Here is a 22074-nt window from a genome sequence, read left to right on the forward strand (position 1 = left end):
TGAGAGCGCATTGCCTGCCCCCCCCTGACGGCCGTGTGCAGCGATGCACACGGCCTTTTTGTTTTTGTCCCGGTGTGCGGACTCACATCGTCGCAAAGCGTCTGCACTGCATCGCACGTCGTGTATCGCCATGCAATGAGGCGTTCGCTGAAAAACGCGTGCAATTCCCCGGCTAGCCGATTACCGGCGCGCCGTGGTCCATCTTTCCATGCAGTGCCGGTTGGTGCGCTTGCTTCATCGGCAGCGCGACTCGCGTACCGTGCTGTCGCGCGTAGATCGATAAGCCGCGGCGCGGGGTTTGACTCCCGGGCTGCCAAAAAGCAACAAGGTGCCATAAGAATAATAAGGTTTGTTTCCAGTAACTATCATTGCTGGTTGGTAGGGTCGGAACTCCTTTTTTTTGGTGAGTGATGCGCTTCCCATTTAGTTGCGGTTTTTTATAAAATGCATCGAGCATTATGAATTCAAGACGCGTCGCTCATCCGTTGCGCACTCACGGTTGCTTCTTTCCGGTCAAGCGCCGTGAAGGAAAGTTGTTGCGCTCGATAAAAATCTCACGGGACTGCACGCCAATCAGGCGTGCAGTGCTCGCTCCTCACACGCCAGGCCATCACGGGGAGTAAGTGTGGAATGAAGGGTATCGACAATGCCGAGGGGCATTTCCTCTGCGGTAAAGGCGAAGCATTAGCCGATTATCTCGAACGTGCAGGTGCGGCGCGGTCCGCATGCGGGTAGTGGGCTGGCAGCTGCCATCTGCATGACGCTGGCGGGTAGTGGCACCACAGCCACTGGCGTGGCGCAGACGCGTGGCGCAACAAAGCCCTGCAGCATGGTCGATGGTCAGCGTCTGTGTGCGCAGTCGCTGGCGGCCGTAGGTGCGTCGACAGGTTCTGGTTGCCCATGCTGCGGCGTCGACGTACATGCCGAATACGGCGATGCCGGCCGAAGACAATGCCGACCGGCCTCCATTCGTGGGCGGGCGCAATGCGATCGCCATGGGGACGGCAAGTAAGGCGCTTGCCGATCGCGCCATCGCGCTGGGAGCCGGCAGCCCGGCATTGGAGCGCGATGCGACCGCAGTTGGACGCGACGCGGTAGCGATCGGCACGCCTGCGGTGGTGGCTGGCGGCGTTGCAACGGCGCACGACCACGACGAGTTCGGCTCTGTCGTCGGCAGCAGCGAGCCAACCAGCCACGTTGCCGGAGTTGCCTCCACCGCGATCGGTGGCGGCGCCAAGGCAGTTGATCTGCTGACCACCGCAGGGCCCCGGCTTCGATCGCGTAAGCCTGTGGGCGCGCCAATGCGTCGACGCCTGCCACCGGCACCTGCAGTGATCGTCATTTCCTTGGCGCATCCGGGCTTGGTACCCACCCTGGCACGCCGTCCAGGCAGCAATTGCTGGCAAGCGGGGCGCTGGCCCGCCTGTTGACGTCCTTTCTGCTGCGTTTTTGCGCAATCAAGCCCGCTGGCGTCTCGTCAGTGGGTTTTTTTGTCCACAACGGACACGGCTATTCAGCTTTCGAATGTCTTGAGAGACATGATCTAGGTCGCTGTTTTCCAAAGAATTATCAAAAATCTAATAAAAGCAAGCAGAAGTGTGACGTAAAGCACTCTTCTCTTCGCTTTCTGTCAAAAACTTGACGCCTGATTTGACGAGTGTTAACACTTCGCGCAGTTATATGGTTGGGTAGCGTTCACTTTTTGACTATCCACGGTGCAGGCGCAAGCCGCCCATCGCCGCAAGGCCCATAGCGCGAGCAACCACTGGCAATCGCTTGGCCGCAAGGCCTTCCAAGGGTGGGCGCTCGCCAAAAACCAGTCCAACAACTCAGGAGTCGTGCGTCGATGAATCGGATTTATCGCAAGGTCTGGAACAAATCATTGGGTGTGTGGGCCGTGGCCTCGGAATTGGCCAGCGGTGACAGCCCCGGAGCCGCAGCTCCAGCCTCGCTCATCGACCGCCGCCAAAGCCTGGCATTGGCTGCCGCCATCACCCTGGCACTGGGTGGTGCCGGATTCGTCACACCGCTCCCCGCCAGCGCGCAATCGGTCGAAGTCGGCCGCGGTGCCTCCGCACCGGCCGCCAAGGCGACCGCTATCGGTGCCGGCAGCACGGCCAGCGCCACCGGCGCGGTCGCCACCGGTGCCGATAGCAGCGCCAGCGGCGTAAACAGCAGCGCGATCGGTCGCCAGACCAATGCCATCGGCGAAAACGCCGTGGCCATCGGCTACAACAGCTTCGTGCGCCAGGCCGGCGTCAACGGCGTGGCGCTGGGCGCCAATGCCGGCGTCACCGGTGCCAATTCGGTCGCGCTGGGCGCAGGCTCGCGCACCCACGAAGACGACGTGGTGTCGGTCGGTAGCGGCAATGGTCGCGGTGGCCCGGCAACGCGTCGCATCACCAATGTCGGTGCCGGCATCAACGCCACCGATGCGGTCAACGTGGCGCAGTTGCGCGACGTGGCCGATGTGGCCGAAGACACCGCGCTGTTCTTCAAGGCAAGCCCGGGTGACGACAACGTCGGCGCCTATGTCGAAGGCGATAGCGCACTGGCCGCAGGCGATGCCGCCAATGCGGTCGGTACCGCAACCACCGCGCTCGGCACCGGCGCCAATGCCGTCGCCGAGAACGCGACAGCCGTCGGTGCCAACGCGCTCGCCTCCGGCCAGAACAGCGCTGCGTTCGGCCATAACGCGCAGGCCAATGGCCCGGCCAGCGTGGCCGTGGGCGGCGCTGCGGTCGACGAAGACGGCCAGCCGTTGGTCACCAACGGCGGCGTGCCGGTCACCACCGGTGCCACCAGCGCCGGCGTTGGCGGGACCGCAGTCGGTGCCAGCGCCAATGCCGATGGCTTCGCGGCGTCCTCGTTCGGCGTCGGCGCGTATGCCGCCGGTGCGCAGTCTTCCGCGTTCGGTGCGGTAGCCAATGCGGCAGGCGATTACGCCACCGCGGTGGGCACCCAGACCAGCGCCAGCGGCACCAGCAGCACGGCCGTGGGCGGCCCGGTGGATCTGATCCCCGGGCTGGGCGCCTTCGTGCAGACCCAGGCCAGCGGCGAAGCCGCCACCGCGCTGGGCGCCGGTGCGATCGCATCTGGCGCCTACACCACTGCCGTCGGCACGCTGAGCGATGCATCGGGAACCGAAGCCACCGCAGTGGGCTACTTCGCCTACGCACCTGGCGAAGGCGCCACGGCAGTCGGCCCGGAATCCTGGGCCAGCGGCGAGCTGAGTACGGCGCTGGGGTATTACAGCACCGCACGCGGCGCCAACTCGGTGGCGCTGGGCGCCAATTCGGTCGCCACGCGCGCCGACACGGTGTCGGTTGGCGCAGCCGGCGCAGAGCGCCAGATCACCAGCGTCGCTGCCGGTACCGAAGGCACCGACGCGGTCAATCTCGATCAGCTCACCGCCGTCTCCGATGTCGCATCCACCACCGCACGCACGTTCGTCGCCACCGGTGAAGGCGCTGCGCTTGCTGACGGCGTGGACAGCGTTGCGGCAGGGTCCAATGCGTCTGCCCTTGCCGATTACAGCACGGCGTTGGGCTCCAGCAGCATTGCATCGGACATCAACACCACGGCCGTGGGCAGCGGTGCAGTTGCCAACGTCAACAACGCAACGGCGGTCGGCTTCAACAGCATCGCCAGCGATCGTTACGCCACTGCGCTGGGCGCAGACAGCACCGCGTCGGGCTTCTACGGCACCGCACTTGGCAGCACCAGCGTGGCCTTCGGTCGCGGTGCGACGGCGGTCGGTTTCGAAAGCATCGCCAATGGCGATGAATCCACCGCGCTGGGTTTTGCCAGCGTGGCATGGGGCTATAGCAGCACGGCCATCGGCGGGGAAACCACTGCAAATGGCGATGGCAGCGTCGCGGTCGGTTTCAATGTCGGCGCGGGCGGTACTGAATCGGTTGCCATCGGTAATACCACGTTCACCGGCGGCAATCGTGCAGTTGCGATTGGGTCGCAGGCCAACGCCTACGGCGACCAGTCGCTTGCATTGGGTGCAAACACTTTCGTCGAAGGCACCGATAGCGTTGCGATCGGCGATGGCGCGCAAGTTGCGGTGAACAACAGCGTTGCGCTTGGCGTAAACGCAGTTGCCGACCGTGCCAACACGGTCTCCGTGGGTACCGTCGGCGGCGAACGCCAGATCACCAATGTCGCTGCCGGTACCGAAGGCACCGATGCGGTGAATCTGGATCAGCTCAATGCAGTGGCCGGCACTGCCGAACCCACCGCGCGCCTGTACGCAGGCACCGGCGACGGCACTGCCGTTGCACAGGGTGAAGATGCAACGGCGGCCGGTTCCAATGCCACCGCCGAAGGGGATTACAGCAGCGCGTTCGGCGCCAGCAGCAATGCCACTGCCATCGGCGCAGTGGCCATCGGCAGCGGCGCCAGCGCAACAGCGCAGTACGCCAATGCCGCCGGTTACAACGCGGCAGCCAGCGGCTTCGGCAGTGTGTCCAACGGCGCCTTCAGCCAGGCCAGCGGCGACTACGCCGTGGCCGTGGGTGGCGAGAGCGAAGCGGCCGGCGCGCAGAGCACCGCGCTCGGTGCAGCGGCAGGCGCGTATGGCGATGGCGCGCTGGCAGTCGGTGCGCTGAGCGAAGCGCAGGGCAGCGAATCCACCGCGATGGGTTACTTCGCGAGCGCCAGCGGCGAATCGGCCACGGCAATCGGTGCAGAAAGCGTCGCCGACGGCACCACCGCTGCGGCGCTTGGCTTCGGCGCACAGGCGACTGCCAACTACGCCACCGCCGTCGGTGGGTATTCCACCGCGAGCGGTTTCAATAGCACCGCGCTGGGTAACTTCAGCACCGCCAGCGGCTCCAGCACGCTCGCGGTGGGCAGCGACGCGACCGCGACCGGCTCCTACAGCGTTGCGGCCGGCCAGGGTAGTGTGGCCAGCGGCTACAACAGCGTGTCGGTCGGCGGTGCCCTGCTCGGCTTGTTGCCGACAGAAGCCTCTGGCGACTATTCCACCGCGCTTGGCGGCGCTGCCTGGGCACCTGGCCTGAGCAGTACCGCACTGGGCAACTTCTCCGAGGCCACCGGTGAAAGCAGCGTGGCACTGGGCGCCGATTCGGTGGCCGACCGCGACTTTGCGGTGTCCGTCGGCAGCGCCGGCAACGAGCGTCAGATCACCAACGTGGCAGCCGGTACGCAGGGCACCGATGCGGTAAATCTGGATCAGCTCAACGCGGTTGCCGAAGCCGGTGCAGCCACCAGCAAATACTTCCAGGCCAGCGGCAGCGATGACAGCGATGCTGGTGCGTACGTCGAAGGCGATGACGCATTGGCCGCAGGCGAGGGCGCCGCTGCCACCGGTACCGACACCACCGCGTTGGGCGCAGGCGCGAGGGCGGTTGCCGACAACGCGACTGCGGTCGGCGTCAGTGCTGTGGCGAGCGGAACCGGCGCAGCGGCGGTGGGCAACAATGCCCAGGCAATCGCCGAAAGCAGCAGCGCGGTCGGCAGCAATGCGCTGGCCAGCGATATCGGTGCCACGGCAAACGGTGCGGGTGCACAGGCGATTTCGACCTACACCACTGCGCTCGGCAGCGAGGCAGTGGCATCGGACAATCAGGCCACCGCTGCGGGCTTCCGCAGCGCGGCGTCCAACGTCGGTAGCGCGGCATTTGGCGGCTACAGCGAATCCAGCGGCCGGCTGTCGTCGGCACTGGGTTACGGCGCGGTGGCATCCAGCGACTACAGCACCGCCGTCGGTGCTGCATCGCTGGCCTCCGGCGCCAGCGCAGTGGCCGTGGGTGAGTTCAGCGAAGCCACCGGCGACGAAAGCGTTGCCGTCGGCGGCAGCACGTTCTTCGGCTTCATTCCGGCGCGTGCTTCTGGAACCGGCGCAGCCGCCTTCGGTGCAGGTGCGTGGGCCACCGCGGACTACACCACCGCCATCGGTTGGAACTCGTACGCGGACGGCACCAACGCCACTGCGCTGGGTCAAAGCGCTGCGGCGTTGGCAAACAACACGCTGGCACTGGGCGGCAACAGCCGCGCCGATGCGGTCGGCGCCAGCGTGATCGGCGTGGATGCGTCGGCCACCGGCGTCAACAGCACCGGTGTCGGCCGCCAGGTCAATGTGATCGGCGAAAATGCAGTTTCGGTGGGCTACAACTCGTTTGTTCGCCAGAGCGCGGTCAACGGTGTGGCTCTGGGTGCCAACGCCGGCGCGACCGGTGCCGATTCGGTGGCCCTGGGCTCTGGCTCGCGCACCTACGAAGCCGACACCGTGTCTATCGGTAGCGGCAACGGTCGCGGTGGTCCCGCAACGCGTCGCATTGTCAATGTCAGCGATGGCCAGACCGCAACCGATGCGGTCAACAAGGGTCAGCTGGATGCGGTGTCGGCCGATGTGCAGAACACCAGCAGCAAGTTCAAGACCACCGGCGATGCAGTGGCCACGGCATCCGGCGAGCGCAGCACGGCTGCCGGCTCCGGTGCTGCCGCCAGCGGCGCACGCAGCGTCGCCATTGCCTCCGGCAGCAGCGCGTCGGCCACCGGCGCCAGCGCGATGGGTGTGGACAGCAGCGCCAGCGGCGTGAACAGCACGGCGATGGGCCGTCAGACCAATTCCATCGGCGAAAACGGCGTGGCACTGGGCTACAACTCCTTCGTGCGCGAAAGCGGCAGCAATGCAGTGGCCTTGGGTGCGAATGCAGGTGCCAGCGGTGCCGATTCGGTGGCGTTGGGCTCGGGCTCGCGTACCTACGACGCCAATACAGTGTCGGTGGGTAGCGGCAATGGCCGCGGTGGTCCGGCGACGCGTCGCATCGTCAACGTGGGCGCCGGCGCGATTGCCGATGCCAGCACCGATGCGATCAACGGAGGTCAGTTGTTCCAGTCGCTCAGCAACGCCGCCAGCTTCCTGGGTGGTGGTGCGGCGATCGGTGCGCAAGGCGTGTTCGTTGCACCGACTTACGTGATTCAGGGCGCCAGCTACAACAACGTGGGCGCTGCACTGACCGCATTGGATACAAAGGTCACCGAACTGGATGCACGTGGTGGCACCGCAACGGCCAGCACCGCCGCACGTAGTGTGTCGCTGCGTACCGCTGCGGTGCCAGCCGTTGCCGCACCTGCTGCAAGCGATGTGGCAAGCAACGTCAGCACCACCACCGCGACTGCCAGCGTGCAGGGCACCCCGACGGCAGCGGTGGTCGGCAGCATCACGCCGGCAGCGACCTCGACGGCCGTCGGCACTGCGGCCGTGGCCAACCACGTCACCGGTACCGCGATTGGCGGCAGCGCCTATGCGCATGGCCCCAACGACACTGCGATCGGCAGCAACGCACGCGTCAATGCCGACGGCAGCACGGCGGTAGGTGCCAACACGCAGATTGCAGCGGTGGCGACCAATGCGGTGGCGATGGGCGAGGGTGCGCAGGTCAGCGCCGCCTCCGGCACCGCCATTGGCCAGGGCGCACGTGCCAGTGCACAAGGCGCCGTGGCACTGGGTCAGGGTTCGGTGGCCGACCGCGCCAACACGGTGTCGGTGGGCAGCGTGGGCGGCGAGCGTCAGGTGGCTAATGTGGCCGCCGGTGTGCGCGCCACCGACGCGGTGAACAAGGGCCAGTTGGACAGCGGCGTTGCCGCCGCCAACAGCTACACCGATAGCCGCTACAGCGCGATGGCCGATAGCTTCGAAAGCTACCAGGGCGATATCGAAGACCGTCTGCGTCGGCAGAACCGTCGCCTGGACCGTCAGGGCGCCATGAGCTCGGCGATGTTGAACATGTCCGCCAGCGTGGCTGGTATCGCCTCGCAGAACCGCGTCGGTGCCGGTGTCGGTTTCCAGAACGGCGAGTCGGCGTTGTCGGTGGGCTACCAGCGTGCGATCAGCCCGCGCGCCACGTTGACCGTGGGTGGTGCGCTCAGCGGCGACGACAGCTCGATCGGCGTGGGTGCCGGTTTCGGCTGGTAACTGCCGACAGGACCGTAGTGAGTCAAACGCGGCGGCGCCGATGTGCGCCGCCGCGGTAAGGCCTGAGGGGGCGGGCAAGGACCGTGGCTAGGCCAGCCAACGGATTCGCATGGAGTGATGGCCGTACCAGGAGCGATCGATCGACTACCGCAGGCCGGCTCACGGTTGCGCGGTGTTGTCGACCCCGTTCCAAGCCTGATTCACGAAAAACACGAAGAGGATTTCACCGTGATCGACAAGACCTTCCGCCTCACCCCGCTGACCGGCGCCATCTTGATGATGGCCCTTGGTGCCTCCGGCACCCTGGCTGCCGCACCGAAACTGCTGGTCAAGGAGCCGACCCAGTCCGCTTCGGCCGGCGCTCAATTCAGTAGCCGCCTGATCGTGCGCTACAAGGACAACACCGCCGCTGCGACCGATCGCAGCAGCAAGCTCAATGCGGTGCAGGCCGCGGTCGGCCGCGTTGGCGCCAGCACCGGCGCACGTAGCAGCGCAGCCGCCGCCAAGGCGACGTATGTGCGCAAGCTCGGCATCGGCTCGGACCTGATCAAGCTGTCCAGCACGCTGACCGCCGCACAGGTGGACAAGGTGGTGGTCGAGCTGAAGAACGACCCGTCCGTGGCCGACGTGCATATCGACCGCATGCTGCGTCCGGTGGACATCAAGAAGAGCGTCGCAGGCACTGATGTGAGCCCGCAGCTGGTTCCCAACGACCCGCTGTATGCGCAGTACCAGTGGCACCTTAGCAATCCCACTGGCGGCATCAACGCACCGGCCGCATGGGACCTCTCGCAGGGTGCCGGCGTGGTGGTTGCTGTGCTGGACACCGGCATCCTGCCGGGCCATCCGGATTTTGCCGGCAATCTCCTGCAGGGTTACGACTTCATCACCGATGCCGAAGTCTCGCGTCGCCCGACCGACGCGCGCGTCCCGGGCGCACTGGATTACGGCGATTGGGAAGAGGCCGACAACGTCTGCTACGACGGCTCGGTGGCGCAGGAAAGCTCCTGGCACGGCACCCATGTCTCGGGCACCGTGGCTGAGGCGACCAATAACGGTATCGGCATGGCCGGTGTCGCACCCAAGTCGACCATCCTGCCGGTGCGCGTGCTCGGCCGTTGCGGTGGTTACACCTCCGACATCGCCGACGCCATCGTGTGGGCATCCGGCGGCACGGTCGAAGGCGTCCCCGCCAACACCAATCCGGCCGAGGTCATCAATATGAGCTTGGGCGGCGGCGGTGCCTGTGATTCGGCCACCCAGGTCGCGATCAACGGTGCCGTGTCGCGTGGTACCACCGTAGTGGTGGCGGCCGGCAACGATGGCGAAGATGCGGCAAACCATTCGCCGGCCAGCTGCAACAACACCATCACCGTCGGCGCCACCCGCATCAACGGCGGCATTACCTACTACTCCAACTACGGCAGCAAGGTGGACCTGTCCGGTCCCGGTGGCGGCGGCAGCGTGGACGGTAATCCGGGCGGCTATATCTGGCAGGCCGGCTACGATGGCGCCACCACCCCCAACCTCCGGCAGCTATAGCTATATGGGCATGGGCGGAACCTCAATGGCGTCCCCGCACGTGGCCGGTGTGGTGGCCCTGGTGCAGAGCGCGGCGATCGGTCTGGGCGATGGCCCGCTGACCCCGGCTGCGGTCGAAGCGTTGCTCAAGCAGACCAGCCGCCGCTTCCCGGTGGCCCCGCCGGCCAGCACCCCGATCGGCAGCGGCATCGTCGACGCCAAGGCCGCGCTGGAAGCCGTCCTGGTGGAGCCATGCGATCCGGCCACCGAGAGCTGCGCACCAACGGCCATCGCGCTGACCAACAAGGCGCCGCTGGCAGGTCTGAGCGGCACCTATGGCAGCTCCACGCTGTACAGCTTCGAAGCCAAGGCCGGTGCCGTGCTGAGCTTCATGACCTACGGCGGTACCGGCGATGTGTCGGTGTACGTCAGCTATGAAGCCGAGCCCAGCGCCACGAGCTTCGATGCCAAGTCCACGCGTCCGGGCAACAGCGAAACCGTCCGCTTCACTGCCCCGAAGGCCGGCACTTACTACATCAAGTTGGTAGGCGCGTCCGATTACGCGAAGCTGACCCTCGTTGCACGACAGTAAGTAGCGAAATAGTGTGACCAATGCCCCCGGCCAATCACCGGGGGCATTGTTTTTCAGGACGATTCAGATGCGTGCGGTTGATCGTCGCGGCAAACTGCTACAGTCGGCGCCGGACCAGTGGAGACGAGTGTGAACGCGGTTGCCGTCGATCCAATTGAGCATCGAAGCGCGGAAACGCGCATCGTCGAAGCGCTGCTTGAACGCCGCCGTCTGAAGGACTCCGACCTGCTGCGCGCACGTCAGTTGCAGGCCGAATCCGGCATGGGCTTGCTGGCCCTGCTTGGCCGCCTTGGCCTGGTGTCCGAACGCGATCATGCAGAGACCTGTGCCGATGTGCTCGGCCTGCCATTGGTGGATGTGCGCCAACTCACCGAGACACCGCCAGAAATGCTTCCCGAAGTGCAGGGCCTGTCGCTGCGCTTCCTCAAACAATTTCATCTATGCCCGGTGGGCGAACGCGATGGCCGGCTGGATCTGTGGATTGCCGATCCATATGACGATTACGCCATCGATGCAGTGCGTCTTGCCACCGGCTGTGCGTTGTTCCTGCAGGTTGGCCTGCGTTCGGAAATCGACGATCTGATCGAGCGTTGGTACGGCCAGGGCCGCAGTGCGATGGGCACCATCGTCGAGACCGCCGATGGAGATGCCAACAGCAGCGACGACATCGAAGCGCTGCGTGATCTGGCCTCCGAAGCGCCGGTGATTCGGCTGGTGAACCTGGTGATCCAGCATGCGGTGGAATTGCGCGCTTCGGACATCCATATCGAACCGTTCGAAAGCCGCCTCAAGGTGCGTTATCGCGTGGACGGCGTACTGGTGGAGGGTGAAAGCCCGCCGGCCAAACTCACCGCCGCAGTGATCAGTCGCATCAAGATCATGGCCAAGCTCAATATCGCCGAGCGCCGCCTGCCGCAGGACGGCCGCATCATGTTGCGCGTGCAGGGCAAGGAGCTGGACCTGCGCGTCAGCACCGTGCCCACCGCGCACGGTGAGAGCGTGGTGATGCGTCTGCTCGACCGCGAAACGGTGGTGTTCGACTTCTACAAGCTGGGCTTTACCGAAGACTTTCTGCCGCAGTTCCGCAAGGTGCTGGAGCAGCCGCACGGCATCATGCTGGTCACCGGCCCCACCGGCTCGGGCAAGACCACCACGTTGTATACCGCGCTGAGCCAGCTCAATACCTCAGACGTGAAAATCATCACCGTCGAAGACCCGGTGGAATACCAGATCGAAGGCATCAACCAGATCCAGGCCAAGCCGCAGATCGGGCTGGATTTCGCCAACGCGCTGCGCAGCATCGTGCGTCAGGATCCGGACATCATCATGATCGGCGAAATGCGCGACCTGGAAACCGCACGTATCGCGATCCAGTCCGCCCTTACCGGCCACCTTGTGCTGTCCACGCTGCACACCAACAATGCCGCCGGCGGTATCACGCGCCTGCTGGACATGGGCGTGGAAGACTATCTGCTGACCTCCACCATCAACGGCATCCTGGCGCAGCGTCTGGTGCGCAAACTCGATCTGGACAATGCCGAGCGCTATCTCGCATCGCCGGAAGAAATCGAACGCTTCAACCTGCGCCGCCTGCAGCCCGAGGGCGACATCTATCTGTATCGCCCCCGTCCTTCGGCCGCTGCACCCACCGGCTATCTCGGCCGCACCACCATCGTCGAATTCCTGGTGATGAACGACGAACTGCGGCGTGCGGTGATGCGCCGCGCCGGCATGGGCGAGATCGAACAGCTCGCGCGTAAGGCCGGCATGCGCACCATGTACGAAGACGGCCTGTCCAAGGCCCTGCGCGGGGAAACCACCATCGAGGAAGTTCTGCGCGTCACGGAGGATGCGTGAGCGTCACTGGGGCAACAGTGAGCATCGGATGCTCGGGATTTGAGGTTTACCAGAGCCACAAACTGGCAGTACGGCGCGCGCATGCGTGCCCGGTCGTGCCAACGCGGCGCGGCATCCTGCTTTTTCCGATTCCCGATTCCCGATTCCCCAATCCCGGCTTTCCAGCCTGATGCCCCTCTACCGTTACAAAGCCCTGGACGCCCACGGCGAAATGCTGGACGGCCAGATGGAGGCGGGCAGCGATGCCGAGGTGGCGCTGCGTCTGCAGGAACAGGGCCATCTGCCGGTAGAAACGCGGCTGGCCACCGGCGAAAACGATTCGCCGTCGCTGCGCATGCTGCTGCGCAAGAAGCCGTTCGACAATGCCGCGCTGGTGCAATTCACCCAGCAGCTATCGACGTTGATCGGTGCCGGGCAACCGCTGGATCGCGCGTTGTCGATCCTGATGGATTTGCCGGAAGACGAGAAAAGCCGGCGCGTGATCGGCGACATCCGCGATACCGTGCGCGGCGGTGCGCCGCTGTCGTCTGCGTTGGAACGTCAGCACGGGCTGTTTTCCAAGCTGTATATCAACATGGTGCGTGCAGGCGAAGCCGGCGGCAGCATGCAGGACACCTTGCAACGGTTGGCCGATTACCTGGAACGCAGCCGCGCGCTCAAGGGCAAGGTGATCAATGCATTGATCTACCCGGCGATTCTGCTGGCGGTGGTCGGTTGCGCGCTGTTGTTTCTGCTGGGTTACGTGGTGCCGCAATTCGCGCAGATGTACGAAAGCCTGGATGTTGCGCTGCCGTGGTTCACCCAGGCGGTGTTGAGCGTGGGGTTGCTGGTGCGCGACTGGTGGCTGGTGCTGATCGTGGTGCCCGGCGTGCTCGGCCTGTGGCTGGATCGCAAGCGTCGCAATGCCGCGTTCCGTGCATCCCTGGACGAATGGTTGCTGCGCCAGAAAGTGGTCGGCAGCTTGATCGCCCGCCTGGAAACCGCACGGCTGACGCGCACTCTGGGCACCTTGTTGCGCAACGGCGTGCCGTTGCTGGCGGCAATCGGCATTGCGCGCAACGTCATGTCCAATCTGGCCCTGGTCGAGGATGTGGCCAACGCTGCCGACGACGTCAAGAACGGGCATGGCCTGGCGATGTCGCTGGCGCGCGGCAAGCGCTTTCCGCGGCTGGCCTTGCAGATGATCCAGGTGGGCGAGGAATCCGGCGCGCTGGACACGATGTTGCTCAAGACCGCCGATACGTTCGAGCTGGAAACCGCGCAGGCCATCGACCGTGCGCTGGCAGCGTTGGTGCCGCTGATTACGCTGGTCCTGGCGTCGGTGGTGGGGCTTGTCATCATTTCGGTGCTGGTACCGCTGTATGACCTCACCAATGCAATCGGCTGAGGGTTGCAGGCAACGCGACGGCGCGCCTGGCAGGCGTGCGCAAGCGGGACTCGGCATCGGCAAGCATCGCTCGTACACTCCCTTAACCGCACGCAGCGCTTTCACTTGGGCGGCGTCTTCACCACAACATTCCGGTGACCGCTCGGCACCTACGCGGGAACCCATGCAATGGCCGCTGTGTCAGCTAGTTGCGGCAGCATCTTTCATCGACGTGCAAGGAAATCGTTCATGATCAAGCGTTCCATCACCCGTAGTCCGTCGCGCGCAGGCCAGGCCGGCATGAGCTTGCTGGAAATCATCATCGTCATCGTGCTGATCGGCGCGGTGCTCACCTTGGTGGGGAGTCGCGTGCTGGGTGGCGCCGATCGCGGCAAGGCCAATCTGGCCAAGTCGCAGATCCAGACCTTGGCCGGCAAGATCGAGAACTTCCAGCTCGACACCGGCAAGCTGCCGAGCAAGCTCGATGACCTGGTCACCCAGCCCGGCGGCAGCAGCGGTTGGCTGGGCCCATACGCCAAGCCGGCCGAACTCAATGACCCCTGGGGCCACACCATCGAGTACCGCGCGCCGGGCGATGGACAGCCGTTCGATCTGATCAGCCTGGGCAAGGATGGTCGCCCGGGTGGTAGCAGCTACGACTCGGACATCAAGTACCAATAAGTCCTCGCCATGCGCGTTGCGTGTCAGCCGTTGCGTCATCCGCATGGAGTCGGTCCTGGCCGCACCCGCACGCGTGGCACCTCGCTGCTTGAAATGCTGCTGGTCATCGCGCTGATCGCGATGGCCGGTGTGCTGGCCGCGGCCGCATTGAATGGCGGTATCGATGGCATGCGCCTGCGTACCGCCGGCAAGGCGATCGCATCGCAACTGCGCTATACGCGCACCCAGGCGATCGCCACCGGCACGCCGCAGCGCTTCCTGATCGACCCGCTGCAGCGCCGCTGGGAAGCGCCCGGTGGCCATCAAGGCGATCTGCCGGCGTCGCTGCAGGTACGCTTCACCGGCGCGCGCCAGGTGCAGTCGCGGGAAGACCAAGGCGCCATCCAGTTCTTCCCCGACGGCGCCTCCACCGGCGGCCGCATCGATCTGCAGGTCAAGGACGCGCGCTGGCGCGTGGATGTGGGCTGGATCACCGGCGAAGTGCGTTCCGGCCCGCTGCGGACGCCCGCGCCATGAAGCGTCAACGCGGTTACACGCTGATCGAAGTGATTGTCGCCTTTGCCTTGCTCGCGCTGGCATTGAGCCTGTTGCTAGGGTCGTTGTCCGGGGCGGCGCGTCAGGTGCGTGCGGCCGACGACAGCACGCGTGCCACGCTGCATGCGCAATCGCTGCTGGCAGTGCAAGGCATGGACAAGCCGCTGGTGCCCGAACAACAACAAGGCACCTTCGAAAACGGGCATTTCCGTTGGTCGATGGATGTGCGCCCCTACGACGAACCGCGGCGCAACCCGCAGGCGCCGGTGCCCCCCGGCGCGCACAAACTGCTGCAATTGACCCTGGTGGTGCGTTGGGGCGAGGCGCCGAATCAAATGCTGCAATGGCGCACCTTGCGCCTGGTGGCCGCCACCGCGCAGGACAGCGCGCTGTGATCCGTTCGCGCAGCGCAGGCTTCACCCTGATCGAAGTGTTGCTGGCCACGATGCTGTTGGTCGGCGGGCTGGCATTGGCCTTCGCCACACTGCGCTCGGCCAGCGCGGTAAGCCAGCGCGGCGAGGCGATTGCCCAGCGCAGCGAGCGGGTGCGGGCGGTGGAAGAATTCCTGCGCCGCCGGCTGGCCGCTGCGTTGCCGCTGGCGATGAGCATCGACCCGCAAAGCCAGCAGCCGATGTTGTTCGTCGGCGAACCGCAGCGCATGCGCTTTGCCGCCGATGTGCCGGATTATCTGGGGCGCGGTGGCCCGTATCTGCACGATCTGTCGGTGGTCGGCGATGGCGAACAACGCACCTTGCAGATTGCGTTGACGATGCTGCAATCGGGCAAGTCGATCGAAGAGGGCAATACATTGCTGCCGGAGCCGCTGGCGCAAGGCGTGCAGCAGGTGAGCTTTCGTTACCGTGGCATGGATCCGCAGAACGGCCGCCTGAGCGCATGGCTGCCGCAGTGGGAATGGCACGACCGCCTGCCGCTGCTGGTGCGCATCGAGATCCGCAGTGGCGACGCGGCATGGCCGCCGTTGGTGGTGGCGCTGCCGCAATCCAGCAATCCTGGAGCGGGGCAATGAGCCGGGTCCGTGGCGCCGCCTTGGTGTTGGTGTTGTGGTTGATCGCTTTGCTCACTGCGATGATCGGCGCGTTTGCGCTTACCGCGCGCGTGGAAGCCTTGCAGGGCACGATGCTGCGCAACGGCGCGCAGGCGCAGGAATATGCGCGCGCTGGCCTGGAATACGCACTGTCCCGCTTGCAGAGCGCCGACACCCAGGCACGCTGGCGTGCAGACGGCCGACGCTATCGTTGGCAGATGGACGACGCCACGGTGGAGATCCGTATCACTGACGAAAGCGGCAAGGTGGATCTGAACATGGCCGAGCCGGCGCTGTTGGCCGGGTTGGTGCGTGCCGTGGGCGGCGAACAAGGCCGCGATACGCGCATTGCCGGTGCCATCGTCGATTGGCGCGATGGCGATTCGCTGAGCCAACCCGGCGGTGGCGCAGAAGACCGCGATTACGCCGATGCCGGCTTGCCGTACGGCGCAAAGGACAGCCCGTTCGAGACCCTGGGCGAACTGCGGCTGGTGCTGGGCATGGACAGCGAGCTGTATCGCAAGTTGCTGCCCAACATCACCTTGTACAGTGGCCGCTCGCGGCCCGAAGCGCGTTTTGCGCCTGGCCCGGTGTTGACCGCAATGGGTCTGGATGCGCGGCAACTGCTTGCGCAGCGTGACGCGCCGCTGGGTTTGCCGGGCAGCGAGGCGACGGTCGGTGGGTCAGACACTTATAGTATCGAGAGCCGGGCGCGACTGAGTCAGGGACGCGAGGCTGTATTGCGGGCGGTCGTGTCGACAAGCGCGTCCGCAGTTCCGGGATCGGCCTACACCGTGTTGCGTTGGGAAGAGGGAGCAGCAGTGCAATGACCGCATGGCGGGATACCTTGGGTCGTATCGGCGTACGCGCCATGCCGGGAGCCGGAGGCTTCTGGCGTTGGTGGCAGCAATCGCTGCTGGCGTGGCTGCCGCAGCGCTGGCAATGGCAATTGGGCCTGTCGCAGGCGCGGTTGCTGTTGCAGCTCGATGGCGACACCTTGCAGTTGCTGCGACAGCGCGACCAGACCCGCGAGGCGATCGCCAGCCTGCCGTGGCCGGTGCAGCCGCAGGAAGTCAATGCCGTGCTGCCGACGGCACTGGATGGCCTGCCGCGGCATTGGCTGTTGCCGGCCGCGCATGCGTTGCGGCGCCCGTTGCGCCTGCCCGCCGCCGCCGCCGCGCGGCTGCAGGACGTGGCGCGGTTCGAAATCGACCGGCAGACCCCGTTCACCGCCGACCAGGTGTATTTCGACGCACGCGTGCTCGATATACGCGAGGACGGCCAGCTCGATGCCGAACTGGTGGTGGTGCCACGGCGCATGATCGATGGCCCGGCCGGTGTACCCGATGCCTGGGCCAACGCGTTGTCCGGCATCGATGTAGCCGATACGCAGGGCGCCTCGTTGGGGGTGAACCTGCTGCCGCCGGCACGCCGGTTGCGGCGCAGCGACCCGATGCAACGCTGGAATCTGCTGCTCGCCGCCACCGCCGTGGTGTTGCTGGCCGTGGCCGGCTGGCTGCTGCTGGATAATCGCCGTCAGGCGGCCGACGACCTGCGCGCCCAGGTGCAGGCCAACGCCGCGCGCGCGCGCCAGGTTGCCGCCGAACGACAGCAACTCATGGACTTGGTCGAAGGCGCTACCTTCTTCCAGAAGCAACGCGCCACGCGTCCGACCTCGGTGGAAATCTGGGACGAGCTGAGCCGGCGTCTGCCGGGCGGCACGTATCTGGAAAAATTCTCGGTCGAAGGCGGGCAATTGCAGTTGATCGGCTTGAGCAACGAAGCCTCGTCGCTGGTGCGTCGCCTGGAAGGCTCGCCGCTGTGGCGTACGCCATCGCTGACCGGTGTGCTGCAGAGCGATGCCGGCCGCAATGTCGACCGTTTCACCATCACCGCCGAGTTAGCTGGCCCCGATGCGAAGGAGGCCGCCGATGCCACGCAGCGTTAAGCGTGATCGCTGGATCGCTTTGGGTCTGCTGCTGCTGGCGCTCGGCGTGGCGTACCTGGTGCTGGTGCACCCGTGGTTTACCCAGTCGATGATCGCCGTGCAGGACGAACTGCAATCGCTGCGCGAACGCGAGCTGCGCGTGCGCGTGCAATTACAGCAGGCGCCGGAAGTCAGCAAACGGCTGCGCCAGGCGCGCCAAACCCTGGAAAGCCGCCCCGGCTTCCTGCCGGAAACCTCCGCCGAACTGGCGTCGGCCGGGCTGGTGCAGCGGCTGGAACGCGCGGTGGTGGAAGCCAGCCCCGGCAACCGCAGCTGCGCCATCAGCAACCGCTCGCCGCTGCAGCCGGAGAGCAAGGACCGCTTCACCCGCGTGGCCGTGCAGGTGCGCCTGCGTTGCGGCACGCCGGAGCTGGCCTCGGTGTTGTACAGCCTGGAAAACGGCACCCCGCGGCTCTTCGTGGATAACCTCAACGTGATGGCGCAGCGCTACCAACTCTCGCCCAACGAAAGCGGCAACGGCCTGGATATCGCCTTCGAACTGGCCGGTTACCTGCGGCCCGGCGCCAGCGCTGCGCCGTTGAACACCGATGCCGCGCCCGCCGCCGCAGCCGCCGGGGAGGCCAGCAATGCGCCTTGACCTGATCGGGTTGCGCACCTGGTTGCTGGCCACCGTGGTCGGCTGGGCGCTGCTGGTCTGCATCCTGGCCGTGGCCGGGCTGGGCAAGCGCGTGGAACTGCTGCCGGACGACCCGGCGCTGGTGCAACGCCTGCCCACGCTGCCGGCGCCCGCACCCGAACGGCTGGGCGCCTTCGAAAAATATTCGGAGATCGCCGCCCATCCCGCGTTCGCCGAAGACCGCCTGCCGCATCCGTTCTTCCTGTCCGGCAACGACGGCAGCGGCGCGGCTTCGACGGTGCGCCTGACCGGCGTGCTGCTGACCGAAACCTTCAAGATGGCCACGCTGACCCTGGACCCGCAGGATTCGGTGCGCGTGCAGCTGGGTGGCGACGCGGTCAAGGGCTGGCGCCTGCTGGCCCTGCAGCCGCGCAGTGCCACCATCGAAGGCCCCGGTGGCACCCAGACGCTGGAGCTGCACGTGTTCAACGGCCAGGGTGGGCAACCGCCCACCGCCAACGCCGCCTCGCGTGGTGCGGCGGGCGCGGCCCCGCCGTTACCGTCGCCCGACGCCGCAGCTGCTGCGCAACCGCCCCCGCCACAGCCTGCCACCCCGCCGACGCAGCAGCAGCCCGGCGGGCAAGCCCCGCCGACGGTGCCGCCGCAGCGCAGCGACGGTGCCCAGGAAGCCCCACGCCCCTCCGACGATCAGATGCGTGCCATCCGCGAACGTATCGAAGCCCGACGCCGCCAGCTGCAACAGCAGCGCCAGAGCGGCTCTACCCCCGGTCAGACCCAATGAGTGAACGCATGACGCCGCGCCTGTTCCCCGTGTCCCTGCTGATTGGCCTGCTGGCCGGTTGCGCCACCACTCCGCCGCCGGACGTGCGCCGCGATGCGCGCCTGGACCCACAAGTCGGCGCTGCCGGCGCCACCCAGACCAGTGCCGAGCAGCGTGCCGAAGGCAATGGCAATACCAGCGCCAAGCCCACCCCGGTGATCCGTCGTGGCACTGGCACCATGATCAACCAGGGCGCGGCCGGCGCGCCGGCACCGACGCTGGGCATGGCCAGCAGCGGCTCGGCCACCTTCAACTTCGAAGGCGAATCGGTACAGGCGGTGGTCAAGGCAATCCTGGGCGACATGCTCGGGCAGAACTACGTCGTCGCACCCGGCGTACAGGGCACCGTGACCCTGGCCACGCCCAATCCGGTGTCGCCGGCGCAGGCCTTGAATCTGCTGGAAATGGTGCTGGGCTGGAACAACGCCCGCATGGTGTTCAGCGGTGGCCGCTACAACATCGTGCCGGCCGATCAGGCGCTGGCCGGCACCGTCGCGCCCAGCACCGCATCGCCGTCGGCCGCGCGCGGCTTCGAAGTGCGCGTGGTGCCGTTGAAGTTCATTTCCGCCAGCGAAATGAAGAAGGTGCTCGAGCCATACGCGCGCCCGAATGCCATCGTCGGCACCGACAATTCCCGCAACGTGATCACGCTGGGCGGTACCCGCGCCGAGTTGGAAAACTATCTGCGTACCGTGCAGATCTTCGACGTGGACTGGTTGTCGGGCATGTCGGTGGGCGTGTTCCCGATCCAGTCCGGCAAGGCCGAAAAGGTCAGCGCCGATCTGGAAAAGGTGTTCGGCGAGCAGAGCAAGACGCCCAGCGCCGGCATGTTCCGTTTCATGCCGCTGGAAAACGCCAACGCGGTGCTGGTGATCACCCCGCAGCCGCGTTATCTGGACCAGATCCAGCAGTGGCTGGACCGCATCGACAGCGCCGGTGGCGGCGTGCGGCTGTTCTCGTATGAGTTGAAATACATCAAGGCCAAGGACCTTGCCGATCGGTTGTCGGAAGTATTCGGTGGGCGCAGCAACAATGGTGACTCCAACGCTTCGCTGGCGCCGGGTGCCGAGAGCAGCGTGCTTGGCGGCGCGCTCGGTAATCGCGACAGCAGCATGGGCGGCAGCTCGGGCATGACCGGTGGCAGCGTCGGCGAAAACGGCGATAGCAGTGGTTCGGGAAGCAGTTTCGGTGGTAGCAGCGGCGTTGGTGGAAGCAGCGGCAGCAGCGGAGGCCTGGGTAACGGCAGCCTGCAGCTGTCGCCGCGCAGTAACGGCAATGGCGCGGTGACGCTGGAAGTGGAAGGCGACAAGGTCGGCGTGTCGGCGGTGGCCGAAACCAACACCTTGCTGGTGCGCTCCACGCCGCAATCCTGGAACTCGATCCGCGACGTCATCGAAAAGCTCGACGTGATGCCGATGCAGGTGCATATCGAAGCGCAGATTGCGGAGGTCAATCTGACCGGCGAGCTACGTTACGGCGTGAACTGGTACTTCGAAAATGCGGTCAACGCACCTGGCGCCGCGACCGATAATGGCGTAACGAATGGAACCGGCATCGGCCTTGGTGCTGGCCTCGCAAATGCGGCTGGACGTAACATCTGGGGTGATATTGCCGGCAAAGTTGGCAGCGGTGGGCTTGCTTGGAGTTTCCTTGGGAAAAACGCTGCTGCAATCATCAGCGCGCTGGATACTGTGACCAATGTACGTTTGCTGCAGACCCCGTCGGTGTTCGTGCGCAACAACGCAGAAGCGACGCTCAACGTGGGCTCGCGCATTCCGATCAATTCCACCTCGATCAATACCGGCCTGGGTAGCGACAGCAGCTTCTCCTCGGTGCAGTACATCGACACCGGCGTGATCCTTAAAGTACGTCCGCGCGTCACCAAAGACGGCATGGTGTTTCTGGATATCGTGCAGGAAGTCAGTAGTCCAGGCGATAGGCCAACTGCCTGCGCATCCGCAACGGCGACAGTTAATCAGGCCGCATGCAATGTGGATATTAACACTCGTCGTATTAAGACAGAGGCGGCAATTCAGAGTGGCGATACCATTATGCTAGCTGGACTAATTCAGGATAGTACTAGCGATGGCTCAGCAGGGGTTCCGTTCTTGAGTAAGCTGCCAGTTTTAGGTTCTTTGTTTGGGCAGAAGACCCAAAATAAGAGGCGCAGTGAAGTGATAGTTCTGCTGACTCCTAGTATTGTCCGGAATCCCATGGAGGCACGAAACCTCACGGATGAATATGGTCGTCGATTCGAATCAATGACGCCTATGAATAAGTCAAGCGGTAAGTGAGTAATTCCATCATGATTAATTGATGAATTTGCGACTACCATCATTGTTTTTATAATTATTTTGATGAAAATTAAGTGGCGGCGTAATGCTTTTTGATTGGTATTAGACTTTTTGTGGTCTCATCACTTCCAGCGAGGGTAGTGCCATGTATAAAAAAGGTTATTCATTAGTTGTGGCTTTCATAACCATGCTCTTCTCGTTCAATGCGCTGTGCCAAGTTGTCAATGGAAGCTTCGACAGGCCTGGTAGTCCTTGGGCGTGGAGTTTTGCATCAGTCCAGGCAGATGCATTTTCCAGCTGTGCAAATGCAAGTTACACGCAAGGTGGGGCTCGCCTGGGCGGGGCGACAGAGTCGCCCGCCGACGGCTACGTAGCGATCGTTTCTCTGGGGAATAGGGGTGATGTTGGGGGTTTTAACTTATGCGGCCGAGTGTCTCAAACGTTTGTGGTTCCAGTTGCTGCGAAATTAAGCTTTGCTTACAAGATAGGCGATATTTTTCAGCATGCATACACGCCGAGAACATTCAGGGATGGTTCTCTTTACGTGACCGTGCGTGATTTGGCTACAGGGCAGGTTGAATCTTTGGCTAGTTATAATGGTGCAAACAAGGAGGATCGACTTGTTCAGCGTCGCGGACGTGCCCTAGGTTTGTTCAGGTGAGCGATATTGATTTTTCAAAGTATGCCGGAAAGCAGGTTGAGCTCACTTTCTCTGGCTACACTTCAAGTTTTGTCAATAGCATTGGTGAGCTCACAGCTGTTCCCTCTGAGGTTTATCTGGATAATGTTTATGTTAGATGACCGGCTAGGGTCGGAGCCTGCGTCTGA

At 64.7% G+C, this 22074-nt stretch carries 16 protein-coding genes and 1 pseudogene; 16 read left to right on the forward strand and 1 reads right to left on the reverse strand.

Annotation, left to right across the window (positions count from 1 at the left end; all coding sequences use genetic code 11):
* Nucleotides 1-172: 172 nt before the first annotated feature.
* Nucleotides 173-457 (reverse strand): hypothetical protein, encoded by a 285-nt coding sequence (locus BJD12_RS24330; RefSeq protein ID WP_126936624.1) that lies wholly within the window; start codon nt 455-457, stop codon nt 173-175.
* A gap of 463 nt (nt 458-920) precedes the next feature.
* Between BJD12_RS24330 and BJD12_RS16490 the strand changes: the two genes are divergently transcribed.
* The 16 genes and pseudogenes from BJD12_RS16490 (at nt 921) to BJD12_RS24340 (ending at nt 22047) form a co-directional block, all read left to right on the forward strand.
* Complete coding sequence (locus BJD12_RS16490) at nt 921-1430, forward strand: hypothetical protein (protein WP_042827593.1); 510 nt, start codon at nt 921-923, stop codon at nt 1428-1430.
* A 416-nt stretch (nt 1431-1846) separates the two neighbouring features.
* A complete protein-coding gene (locus BJD12_RS16495; RefSeq protein WP_005988209.1) occupies nt 1847-7951 on the forward strand; it encodes an ESPR-type extended signal peptide-containing protein in 6105 nt (2034 codons plus the stop codon).
* Between the two features lie 228 nt (nt 7952-8179).
* A pseudogene (locus tag BJD12_RS16500) lies at nt 8180-10064 on the forward strand (S8 family peptidase).
* A gap of 129 nt (nt 10065-10193) precedes the next feature.
* Nucleotides 10194-11921: a type II secretion system ATPase GspE gene (gene gspE, locus BJD12_RS16510; RefSeq protein ID WP_005988202.1), complete on the forward strand. Its 1728-nt coding sequence runs from the start codon at nt 10194-10196 to the stop codon at nt 11919-11921.
* Nucleotides 11922-12090: 169 nt separating this feature from the next.
* Nucleotides 12091-13308, forward strand: a complete 1218-nt coding sequence (xpsF, locus tag BJD12_RS16515; protein WP_005988200.1) for a type II secretion system protein XpsF — start codon at nt 12091-12093, stop codon at nt 13306-13308.
* 228 nt (nt 13309-13536) lie between these two features.
* Nucleotides 13537-13968: a type II secretion system major pseudopilin GspG gene (gene gspG, locus BJD12_RS16520; RefSeq protein ID WP_039426219.1), complete on the forward strand. Its 432-nt coding sequence runs from the start codon at nt 13537-13539 to the stop codon at nt 13966-13968.
* A 9-nt stretch (nt 13969-13977) separates the two neighbouring features.
* The gene (xpsH, locus tag BJD12_RS16525; RefSeq protein WP_042827591.1) at nt 13978-14484 is read left to right on the forward strand and encodes a type II secretion system protein XpsH; all 507 of its coding nucleotides are present in this window, start codon (nt 13978-13980) and stop codon (nt 14482-14484) included.
* The gene (gene xpsI, locus BJD12_RS16530; protein ID WP_005988195.1) at nt 14481-14897 is read left to right on the forward strand and encodes a type II secretion system protein XpsI; all 417 of its coding nucleotides are present in this window, start codon (nt 14481-14483) and stop codon (nt 14895-14897) included. Before xpsH ends, xpsI begins: the two co-directional genes overlap by 4 nt.
* Complete coding sequence (locus tag BJD12_RS16535; RefSeq protein WP_005988193.1) at nt 14894-15529, forward strand: type II secretion system protein J; 636 nt, start codon at nt 14894-14896, stop codon at nt 15527-15529. Before xpsI ends, BJD12_RS16535 begins: the two co-directional genes overlap by 4 nt.
* Nucleotides 15526-16377 carry a type II secretion system minor pseudopilin gene (locus tag BJD12_RS16540; RefSeq protein WP_005988191.1) on the forward strand — a complete coding sequence of 284 codons (852 nt, stop codon included), beginning with the start codon at nt 15526-15528 and terminating at the stop codon, nt 16375-16377. Before BJD12_RS16535 ends, BJD12_RS16540 begins: the two co-directional genes overlap by 4 nt.
* Entirely contained in the window at nt 16374-17495 is a 1122-nt protein-coding gene (locus tag BJD12_RS16545) for a PilN domain-containing protein (RefSeq protein WP_005988190.1), read from the forward strand. Before BJD12_RS16540 ends, BJD12_RS16545 begins: the two co-directional genes overlap by 4 nt.
* Entirely contained in the window at nt 17479-18132 is a 654-nt protein-coding gene (gene gspM / locus BJD12_RS16550) for a type II secretion system protein GspM (protein WP_005988188.1), read from the forward strand. Before BJD12_RS16545 ends, gspM begins: the two co-directional genes overlap by 17 nt.
* Nucleotides 18122-18913 (forward strand): type II secretion system protein XpsN, encoded by a 792-nt coding sequence (xpsN, locus tag BJD12_RS16555; protein WP_058563971.1) that lies wholly within the window; start codon nt 18122-18124, stop codon nt 18911-18913. The genes gspM and xpsN overlap by 11 nt, the downstream gene beginning before the upstream one ends.
* A complete protein-coding gene (gene gspD / locus BJD12_RS16560; protein ID WP_005988791.1) occupies nt 18910-21246 on the forward strand; it encodes a type II secretion system secretin GspD in 2337 nt (778 codons plus the stop codon). The genes xpsN and gspD overlap by 4 nt, the downstream gene beginning before the upstream one ends.
* A 145-nt stretch (nt 21247-21391) precedes the next feature.
* Complete coding sequence (locus tag BJD12_RS24335) at nt 21392-21907, forward strand: hypothetical protein (protein ID WP_126936556.1); 516 nt, start codon at nt 21392-21394, stop codon at nt 21905-21907.
* Nucleotides 21904-22047 (forward strand): hypothetical protein, encoded by a 144-nt coding sequence (locus BJD12_RS24340; RefSeq protein WP_155616356.1) that lies wholly within the window; start codon nt 21904-21906, stop codon nt 22045-22047. Before BJD12_RS24335 ends, BJD12_RS24340 begins: the two co-directional genes overlap by 4 nt.
* The last annotated feature ends 27 nt before the right edge of the window (nt 22048-22074 follow it).

Origin of the sequence: Xanthomonas vesicatoria ATCC 35937 (assembly GCF_001908725.1) — a bacterium.
GTDB classification, from domain to species: Bacteria; Pseudomonadota; Gammaproteobacteria; order Xanthomonadales; family Xanthomonadaceae; genus Xanthomonas; species Xanthomonas vesicatoria.